Below are 8,485 nucleotides of genomic sequence, written 5' to 3' on the forward strand. Positions count from 1 at the left end.
CGTCTCCTTCGGCTACGTCCTCGGCATGCTGCTCGCCGCCACCGTCGTCGGTGCCCTGGCCCGCCGCGGCGGCGACCGCGGGAGGGGCGGGCCTGACGGTGTGGAACGCGCAAGAGGTTCGCCGCGTCGCGATGCGACCCGGCGAACCTCTTGCGCGGGAACTACGGCGTCGAGCGGTCAGCCGTCACTTCTTGGCGAGCTTCCAGGCGGTGGGCAGCAGGCCCATGGCCAGGGCGGCCTTCAGGGCGTCGCCGATCAGGAACGGGGTGAGGCCGGCCGCGATCGCGGCGGACGCGGACATGTCGGCGGCCAGGGCCAGGTAGGGCACGCCGACCGCGTAGATGACCGCCGAGCCCAGCACCATCGTGCCGGCCGTGCGCCAGGCGTTGCGGTCGCCGCCGCGGCGGGCCAGGGCACCGACGACGGTGGCGGCGAGCAGCATGCCGAGGACGTAGCCGAAGGAGACGGAGGTCGCGCCCGAGGCACCGTCCGCGAACCACGGCACGCCCGCGACGCCCGCGAGCGTGTACAGGACGAGGGAGAGGAAGCCGCGGCCGGCGCCGAGCGAGGTGCCCACCAGCAGGGCCGCGAAGGTCTGGCCGGTCACCGGCACCGGGGAGCCCGGAACGGGCACCGCGATCTGGGCGGCGACTCCGGTGAGCGCGGCGCCGCCCACCACGAGCGCGATGTCCCGGACGCGGGACGCTGGCAGCAGGTCGGCGAGGACGACGCCGGTACGGGCGGGGGTGGCGGCGGTGCTCATGGGGACTCCGCGGAGTGAGGGCAGTTCGGGACACGGTGACGCTATCCCAGCGGCCGCGCGGCGATCACCGTCAGCGCTCGACAAGGGGGGAACGGACACTTGGTGACCTTCGGACAAAGGAAGGGCCGTACACCTGACGGGACGTGACGCCGATCACTGAGGTGGAGCGGTTTCCGCCACTTCTCCGGCCCGGCGAGAACTGTGGAGTCCCACCAAACCGCTCATCGCCTGCCGCCTGCACCCGTCCCCTCCGTCGGGCTGCCGTGGTGCTCAGGGCCGCGGTGGGGGGCCGCGGCCCTGAGCGGCTGCGGCCGGATCTACCGGACGTGACGGTGCATGGTCACGGTCGGCGCGAAGCGGGCCAAGGGGTCGCTGTCACTGCCGCGCGGTGCGCGCGCCGCCTCACGGTCGAGGACGGCTTTGACCCGGCGGGCGAGCTCGTCCGCCTGGTGCGCGATCTGGGAGACCGGCAGACCCCGGCGCCCGGGTGTTCGCCTGCGCCGTTGCGCAGGCGAACAGGGCGGCGACGGGAAGAAGGTGCAGAACCACCTGAGGGTGGGGCCGTTAGACTCATTGACAGGCGGCTGTTCCCACTCTCCACAGGAAGAACCGGCGGTGCCCAACACACTGCAGGAAATGATCAGGCACAAGTTGGATCAGAACGGCTGGTCCTACAGCGACGTAGCGCGCCGCGGCGGCATCTCCCGTTCAACGGTCCACCATCTGGCGACGTCGGCACGACTGGCGCGGATGCCTCAACAGACCACGCTGGAGGGCTTGGCCAGGGGGTTGGGCATACCGGTGGCGCCGGTGCAGCGGGCTGCGGCCGAGGCCGCCGGCGTCAACCTGTACTTCGAGGATGCGCCCGAGATCGCGGATCCCGAGGTGGAAATCCTCATCGCGAGCGTGCACAAGCTGAGCCCGACGGATCGTCGGCATGTGGCCGTTCTCGTCGAGTCGCTGCTGCGGGCGGAGGAGTCCCGGTAGGGAGAGCGTGCGGACCGGTCGCATCGGGTGCGAGCGTTCGTGCCGCGTTGATCCAGTCGATGACGGCTTGAACGGTGACGCAGTCGAGTTCGGCCAGTGCGAAGACGGCCCGGACGTCAGCGACGCCGAGGGGCACGCATACGGCCTCCAGGGCGCCGTACAGGCGCACTCGGTGGTCCTGAGGTGTCGTCTGCATTGATCCGCCCTCGATGTGGGTGGGCGCGCCGGCCGGCGGCTCGCTCCTGCCGGGTGAAGTGCTCGAAGGTCTCGATGAGTTCGGCTTCGAGGACCTCGGCGTCCTGCCAGGAGTCCGGGCCCGCCGGCTCACGGTGGATTTCTTCCCAGAAGGCCTCGACCACGGCGTGGTCGTACCAGTCCCCCATGGCTCCGGAGACGGGGGCGCATTCCAGGGTGACGGCTCGCTCGGTGAAGAAGCAGGCCAGGGGGTCGTGCTGCGCGGTCTCGGCGGGCGGGTCCGTGCCGGCGCCGCGGGTGATGGCCGCGACGAGGGCCCGGTGGACGAGTGCGGTTTCCGCTGTTGCCGCAGTGCTCCAGCCGATCAGACGGCGGGATGTGATGTCGAGGACGACGGCCGTGTACAAGGAGCCCTGGAGTGTGCTGAAGGCGAGCACGTCGACGATCCAGCGGTGGCTTTGCGGGCGGGCGGCCCTCTGCAGTGCCTGATCGCGCAGGTGTCCCGCTCTTCCACGAATACCGGCCTGGTTCATGAGGAGTTCCACGGTTCCGTGGCTGACGCTGATGCCGTAACGGTGTTCGAGTTCCTTCCTCACACGGCGGTATCCGAACGTCGAGCCGGACTCCCTGTGGATGTCGAGGATCATGCGGGCCAGCCAGGCTCGGCGCAGCGACCGTGCGGACGGGGTGCGTTCGCGCCAGGCGTAGTACCCGGACTCCGAGACGTCGAGGAGTGCGATGACCCTGCGTGCCGGGAAACCCTGCGCCGCCACCAGAGAGATCACTTCGTAACGTCTTTTGGGGGCATCACCTGCCTCATGACGTCAATGACCCTGCGGCACAGGAGGACTTCTCCCTCCAGTTCCTCGATCCGGGTACGGGCCTGTGTCAGGTTCGACTGAGATGCGCGGGAGCGTTGCCAGCGGTACACGGTCTGCGGGGGGATGCCCAGCTGCCGTGCCACTTCCTTTGCCGAGTGACCCTCGGACACCAGCTCCAGGGCGCGGGTACGCAGTGCTGCGGGATGAGGACTGCTCACTGGATCACACTCGTTCCTGCCGCTGCCGGAGGATGGGCGAAAGCGCTGTGTGGCGGACGTGACGGACGTGACGGTGCAGGGGCAGGCCCCCGGCCTGCCCCTGCACCGGGAGCGTGTTACTGCCGGACGCTGATGGCCTGCGTCGCCTGGGACTGGGCGACCGCGAACGGCGAGTACTGGTTCACCGCCGCCGACTCGTTGTGGGCGTCCACGTGCGCGATCTTCTTCGAGATGGTCGCCATCCTGGCGAAGTTGAACGAGAACTTGCCCAGCGCCTCACGTCCCGGCAGGAGTTCAGCGGTCTCGGCCTCGAGCTGGTCGTTGTTCATCGGGAAACACCTTTCAGCGATGAAGGGATGTGCGCGAAACGGAGGCGGGTCGGGGCCTTGCGCCCTCCGCGGCCGGGCCATGGAGCACCCGGCCGCCGAGGCCTGCACGGCAGACCCGCAAGAAGGAGGCGTGGTCATGCGCCGACCCCGCCGTCCAGAGTCTCCGGACGATTCGTCCGGAGAGCGTGGACGGTAGCCGAAAAAGGGAGGTTCACGCAAACAAGCTATTTCCGACATGCATCCAAAAGCGTTCATTTGTTCAAATCCCTGGTGGCGCACACCACGGGAGGGCCGGCGCCGCCCCGCCGCAGGGCGGCCGACGCGCTCTCCCAGCAAGGAGCGCACTCCGGAAAAGCCGGTCCAAAGCCCATGTCCGCTCCTCGCCCGTTCCACCAGGCCGCAGCACATTTTCTCATTGTGCGACTCCGAGAAATACGGGGCATTCAAAGCGAATTCCTCACGCGGTCGGACTCTTTTTTGTGCACCTTTTCGGTTCGCTCCGGCCGGCCAGGAGATTCGCCTGGCCGGGTGTCATGACCAGGCGTGGCGCGAATTTCCAGAAGACTTTCCACAACGCCGCTGAGCTGCTGTTTCCGCATCTCGTCCGGGTCTGCTGCGGATTGACTGCGACTCAGCGTTCCGTGAATGCCGATCAGTTTGATGTAGCGTCAGTTCCAGCAACAGGGCGGAACCCAAGCCCTGGTGTTCGAAAGGAGATTAGGTGAAGACCATCGCTAAGGCAGTGGCAGGCGCGCTTCTGGCGGCCGGCGCTGTCGTGGTGCCGCTCTCGGCGGAGGCAGCCGCAGCTCCTCTTCCGGCGAAGACCTCTGCGACGCCGGTGGCGTCCTCGTTCGTCCGGGGCATGCCGTCCCACACGCGGGACAACGACCCCTTCAGGTACCGTCACACCGATGACATGGGGCGGTACCGCCACCACGACCGCGGTGACCACTGGCGTCACGGCCACCGCAACAACCACCGCTACCGCGACTGCGGCCGGCACTCCGGCTGGGACCGGCACCGGGACCTGAACTGCCGCCACCACGACCACGACCGGGACTGCTACCCCTACTGGCGTCGTTAGTCCGAAGAAATCTGTGCCGCCCGCCGTCATGAAAACGTGACTGCGGGCGGCGCAGCATGGAAAAGGGCGGAATTCCCCACCCGCCGGTCCGGGCACGGCAAGAGGGTGCTTTCAACGCTTCCCCCTTTCCGGGACGATCCCCTCAAAACCCTGGAGGAGAACACATGGGCGACACCAGCCACAGAGGTGCCGTCCGCTTCACAGCCGCGGCAACCGCCGATTCCATTCCTGTCCATCGACCACGGAATCCTCGCCGACCGGCCCCACGATTCCCGTTCCGCCGGATTCCAGGGATCGGAGGGACACGTCGATGAAGTGGAATTTGCGGATGGTCGCGGCCCAGCGCGACATCTGGAAAGCCTGCGATCTCCAGCGGATGCTCGCGGACGCCGGACTGGTCATTTCCCTGGGCAAGATGTCCCACCTGTGGTCTTCCAGGTGTCCGCTGACCGTCCGCCTCGACGACCTCGACATCATCTGCGAAGTGCTGGACTGCACCCCCTCCGATCTCCTCGTCCCGGAGAGGCGGGGCGCCGGCCGGCAGACCACGGCCGCCGAGACGGACGAGCAGGCCGGAGGCGCTTCGATCGCGCACCAGCGGCGGACGGACCGGGCGAGGCCGTCGCTGTGAGTCCCGCCGCCCGGCGCCACGCCACTCGCGGCGTAGCCACCGTCTCACCCTGTGCGCCAAACGCGTCCGGATGATGGACGGCAGCTTCGTGCCGGCGAGGAGTCCACCCAGACTGTGGGGGTTTTCGCACCTGCCCCCACACACTGGACGAGCCGCCCCCATGCCCCGCAGCACCATCACCGTCGAACGGCCCCCGCGGGCGGACGACGCCTCCCTGTCCCACGGCCTGAAGCAGCGCCACCTGTCGATGATCGCCCTCGGCGGTGTGATCGGCGCCGGCCTGTTCGTCGGATCCGGCGCGGGCATCGCCGCCGCCGGACCCTCGATCGTCGTCGCCTACACCCTGTCCGGCCTGCTCGTGATGCTGGTGATGCGGATGCTGGGCGAGATGTCGGCGGCGTACCCGTCGTCGGGTTCGTTCTCCGCACACGCCGAGCGGGCGTTCGGCCCGTGGGCCGGGTTCACCGCGGGCTGGTCGTTCTGGGTGCTGCTGTGCACGGCGGTCGGCCTGGAGGGCATCGGCGCCGCGAAGATCGTCACCGGCTGGCTGCCGGGCACGCCGGAGTGGGCGTGGGTGGCGCTGTTCATGGTGGTGTTCTGCGGCACGAACCTGGCCGCGGTGAAGAACTTCGGCGAGTTCGAGTTCTGGTTCGCCGCGCTGAAGGTCGGCGCGATCACCCTGTTCCTGGTCCTCGGCGTCCTCGCGATCGCCGGCGTGCTGCCCGGCACCCACGCGCCGGGCGCCTCGAACCTCACCGACTTCCTCCCGCACGGCGCCAACGGGCTGATCGTCGGCCTGCTCGCCTCCGTCTTCGCCTACGGCGGCCTGGAGACGGTGACCATCGCGGCGGCCGAGTCGGAGAACCCGGTGCGCGGCGTGGCGAGCGCCGTCCGTACGGCGATGTGGCGCATCGCGCTGTTCTACGTCGGCTCCATGGCGGTCGTCGTCACCCTTGTCCCGTGGGACTCCGAGGAGGTCGTGGCGAAGGGCCCGTACGTCGCCGCCCTCGACCACCTCGGCATCCCGGGCGCCGGCCGGCTGATGAACGTGGTGGTGCTGGTCGCGCTGCTGAGCGCGATGAACGCCAACATCTACGGCGCCTCGCGCATCGCGTACTCGCTGGTCGAGCGCGGTCAGGGCCCCAGGGCGCTGGCGAAGGTCTCGGGCGGGGTCCCGCGGGTCGCGGTGCTGGGCAGCTGCTTCTTCGGTTTCGTGTGCGTGCTGCTCAGCTACTGGCGGCCGAGCGATGTCTTCCCCTGGCTGCTGAACATGATCGGCGCGGTGATCCTCGTCGTCTGGATCTTCATCGCCGTCTCGCAGCTGCGGCTGCGGCGCCGGCTGGAGTCCGAGGCGCCGGAGAAGCTGGTCGTACGGATGTGGGCGTTCCCCTGGCTCACCTGGGTGGCCCTGGCCGGCATGGCGGCCGTCTTCGTCCTGATGGCCCGGGAGCCCGGCACGCGGGTGCAGCTGTACTCGACGGGCGGGATGACGCTGGTCCTGGCCGCGATCGGCTGCGCCTGGCAGCGCACCCGCGGGCGGAGCTGACCCAACACGCCCCCAGGGGCTTGTGGTCGCCCAACCGCAGTTGCCCTAGTTTTGCAATAGCGGCCCGGGACGGGGCCTGCGCCCGGTGATCGTCTTCTCACCCTTCACCCGGGCGGGCGGAAAGCAAGGAAGCCCCCGCGAGTGGGCTCCCCCCTTGGGGGAGAGCGACTCGCGGGGGCTTCCGCCCGGAAAGCCGCCCCGGCGGGACGGGTTCCGGGCTCGCGACGCGACATCCGCGCCCTTACGATCCCCATTCCGGCAAACAGCGCAGAGCGACCCGGCGGCCGGAACTGGAGGCACGCATGCCCGACTACATCCACTGCCCCAACTGCCCCGAGAAGAAGCCGCAGCCGTTCAGCAAGGTGGGCCCGCAGGAGGCGAGGTTCATCAACGAGGCACGCGGAGTGCAGGACGGCCACGGCTGGTGGCGGTGCGAGAGCCGGACGCCCAAGGGACGGTGTCTGTGGGTCCAGCCGCACTGGCGCCAGGCGAAGGGCTTCAGCCTCCCCGAGACCTTCCGGTGACCGGCCGGGTCACAGGTTGCCGAAGTCCGGGCCCACCGTGCGGGTGCGCTTCAGCTCGTAGAAGCCGGGGACCGAGGCGACCGCGAGGGTGCCGTCCCACAGGCGGGCGGCCTGTTCGCCCTTCGGGGTGGGGGTGACCACCGGGCCGAAGAAGGCGATCTGCTCGCCGTCGGGGCCGGGGACGGCGATGACCGGGGTGCCGACGTCCTGGCCGACCTTCTCGATGCCCTCCTTGTGGGAGGCACGCAGCTCGGCGTCGAACTCGAAGTCCTCCTGGTCGGCGTACTCGATGAGGCCGGCGGGCAGGCCCACCTCCTCCAGGGCGGCGGCGATCGCCTCGCGGGTGGGGCCCTCGCCGCGGTTGTGGAAGCGGGTGCCGAGCGCGGTGTAGAGCGGGCCGAGGACGTCCTCGCCGTGCTTCTGCCAGGCCGCGGTGACCACGCGCACCGGCGCCCACGCCTGGGTGGTGAGCATGTCGCGGTAGTCCTCGGGCAGCTCGTCCAGCCTGGGCTCGTTCAGCACCGCCAGGCTCATGATGTGCCAGCGGACCTCGATGTCCCGCACCTTCTCCACTTCCAGCACCCACCGGGACGTCATCCAGGCCCAGGGGCACAGCGGGTCGAACCAGAAGTCGACGGGGGTCCTGCCGGACGACGGGGTCGCGGTGGGGGTGGTCTCGGGCATGGCTCTCCTCAGGAATTCGGTTCTTCAACGGTCAACAATGATCGTCTGCCCGCGCATTCCCGGCTGCCGCGGGTCAGGGGCACATGGCAGGATCGATCCTGTCCACATCCTGAACACAATCGAGGGAGTGCCGCCCGTGCCCGGTGAGAATCTGTCCCGCGACGAGGCCCGGGAGCGGGCCGCGCTGCTGTCCGTCGACGGATACGAGGTGTCCCTGGACGTGCGGTCCGCGGTGGGCGAGCAGACCGGGGAGGGGACGCGGACGTTCCGGTCCGTGACCACGATCCGCTTCCGCTGCAACGAACCCGGCGCCTCCAGCTTCGCCGACCTGATCGCGCCGAGCGTGACCGCCGTCTCGCTCAACGGCAAGGACCTCGACCCCAGCGAGGTCTTCGACGGCTCCCGGATCGCCCTGGAGGACCTGGCCGCCGACAACGAGCTGGTCGTGGACGCCCAGTGCGCCTACTCCCGCACCGGAGAGGGCCTGCACCGCTTCGTCGACCCGGAGGACGGCGAGGTCTACCTCTACACCCAGTACGAGCCGGCCGACTCCCGCCGCGTCTTCGCCAACTTCGAGCAGCCCGACCTCAAGGCGCCCTTCCGCTTCGAGGTGCGGGCGCCGGAGGACTGGACGGTGTGGAGCAACGGGGCGGGCGAGCGCATCGAAGAAGGGCGCGGAGCGCTTCCGCAGAAGGGTGGTGGG

General features: G+C 69.4%; 10 protein-coding genes and 2 pseudogenes. 7 read left to right on the forward strand and 5 right to left on the reverse strand.

Going from position 1 to position 8,485, the window contains the following annotated elements:
- A pseudogene (locus C1I97_RS41740) lies at positions 1-82 on the forward strand (biotin transporter BioY); the annotation flags it as partial.
- Between the two features lie 102 nt (positions 83-184).
- Here C1I97_RS41740 and C1I97_RS25310 read toward each other — a convergent pair.
- Positions 185-763 carry a biotin transporter BioY gene (locus C1I97_RS25310; RefSeq protein ID WP_111005480.1) on the reverse strand — a complete coding sequence of 193 codons (579 nt, stop codon included), beginning with the start codon at positions 761-763 and terminating at the stop codon, positions 185-187.
- 615 nt (positions 764-1,378) lie between these two features.
- On the opposite strand from C1I97_RS25310, the gene C1I97_RS25315 reads away from it, so the two are divergent.
- Positions 1,379-1,750 carry a helix-turn-helix domain-containing protein gene (locus C1I97_RS25315; protein ID WP_111005481.1) on the forward strand — a complete coding sequence of 124 codons (372 nt, stop codon included), beginning with the start codon at positions 1,379-1,381 and terminating at the stop codon, positions 1,748-1,750.
- 116 nt (positions 1,751-1,866) lie between these two features.
- Here C1I97_RS25315 and C1I97_RS25320 read toward each other — a convergent pair whose 3' ends face one another.
- From C1I97_RS25320 to C1I97_RS25330, 3 genes are all read right to left on the reverse strand, one after another.
- Positions 1,867-2,730: an IS3 family transposase gene (locus C1I97_RS25320; protein ID WP_111005482.1), complete on the reverse strand. Its 864-nt coding sequence runs from the start codon at positions 2,728-2,730 to the stop codon at positions 1,867-1,869.
- On the reverse strand, positions 2,727-2,984 hold the full coding sequence (locus tag C1I97_RS42755) for a helix-turn-helix domain-containing protein (protein WP_111005483.1): 258 nt from the start codon (positions 2,982-2,984) through the stop codon (positions 2,727-2,729). The genes C1I97_RS25320 and C1I97_RS42755 overlap by 4 nt, the downstream gene beginning before the upstream one ends.
- A 116-nt stretch (positions 2,985-3,100) precedes the next feature.
- The gene (locus tag C1I97_RS25330; protein ID WP_111005484.1) at positions 3,101-3,313 is read right to left on the reverse strand and encodes a hypothetical protein; all 213 of its coding nucleotides are present in this window, start codon (positions 3,311-3,313) and stop codon (positions 3,101-3,103) included.
- A 721-nt stretch (positions 3,314-4,034) separates the two neighbouring features.
- On the opposite strand from C1I97_RS25330, the gene C1I97_RS25335 reads away from it, so the two are divergent.
- The 4 genes from C1I97_RS25335 to C1I97_RS25350 all read left to right on the forward strand — a co-directional run bounded on the left by C1I97_RS25335 (position 4,035) and on the right by C1I97_RS25350 (position 7,098).
- A complete protein-coding gene (locus C1I97_RS25335) occupies positions 4,035-4,397 on the forward strand; it encodes a hypothetical protein (RefSeq protein WP_146608284.1) in 363 nt (120 codons plus the stop codon).
- A gap of 310 nt (positions 4,398-4,707) precedes the next feature.
- Positions 4,708-5,028 (forward strand): helix-turn-helix domain-containing protein, encoded by a 321-nt coding sequence (locus C1I97_RS25340; RefSeq protein WP_111005486.1) that lies wholly within the window; start codon positions 4,708-4,710, stop codon positions 5,026-5,028.
- A 160-nt stretch (positions 5,029-5,188) separates the two neighbouring features.
- Positions 5,189-6,574, forward strand: coding sequence for an amino acid permease (locus C1I97_RS25345; RefSeq protein ID WP_111005487.1), 1,386 nt, complete (start codon positions 5,189-5,191; stop codon positions 6,572-6,574).
- 302 nt (positions 6,575-6,876) lie between these two features.
- Positions 6,877-7,098, forward strand: a complete 222-nt coding sequence (locus C1I97_RS25350) for a hypothetical protein (protein WP_111005488.1) — start codon at positions 6,877-6,879, stop codon at positions 7,096-7,098.
- A 9-nt stretch (positions 7,099-7,107) separates the two neighbouring features.
- Here C1I97_RS25350 and C1I97_RS25355 read toward each other — a convergent pair whose 3' ends face one another.
- The gene (locus C1I97_RS25355; protein ID WP_111005489.1) at positions 7,108-7,782 is read right to left on the reverse strand and encodes a mycothiol-dependent nitroreductase Rv2466c family protein; all 675 of its coding nucleotides are present in this window, start codon (positions 7,780-7,782) and stop codon (positions 7,108-7,110) included.
- A 136-nt stretch (positions 7,783-7,918) separates the two neighbouring features.
- On the opposite strand from C1I97_RS25355, the pseudogene C1I97_RS25360 reads away from it, so the two are divergent.
- A pseudogene (locus tag C1I97_RS25360) lies at positions 7,919-8,485 on the forward strand (aminopeptidase N); the annotation flags it as partial.

The sequence above is a fragment of the Streptomyces sp. NTH33 genome, assembly GCF_003236365.1.
Lineage (GTDB): Bacteria > Actinomycetota > Actinomycetes > Streptomycetales > Streptomycetaceae > Streptomyces.

Bases quoted from the DNA above. Each gene is read 5' to 3' on its own strand.
- C1I97_RS25310 (WP_111005480.1), bottom strand. From the start codon at position 763: ATGAGCACCGCCGCCACCCCCGCCCGTACCGGCGTCGTCCTCGCCGAC.
- C1I97_RS25330 (WP_111005484.1), bottom strand. From the start codon at position 3,313: ATGAACAACGACCAGCTCGAGGCCGAGACCGCTGAACTCCTGCCGGGA.
- C1I97_RS25340 (WP_111005486.1), top strand. From the start codon at position 4,708: ATGAAGTGGAATTTGCGGATGGTCGCGGCCCAGCGCGACATCTGGAAA.
- C1I97_RS25345 (WP_111005487.1), top strand. From the start codon at position 5,189: ATGCCCCGCAGCACCATCACCGTCGAACGGCCCCCGCGGGCGGACGAC.
- C1I97_RS25350 (WP_111005488.1), top strand. From the start codon at position 6,877: ATGCCCGACTACATCCACTGCCCCAACTGCCCCGAGAAGAAGCCGCAG.
- C1I97_RS25355 (WP_111005489.1), bottom strand. From the start codon at position 7,782: ATGCCCGAGACCACCCCCACCGCGACCCCGTCGTCCGGCAGGACCCCC.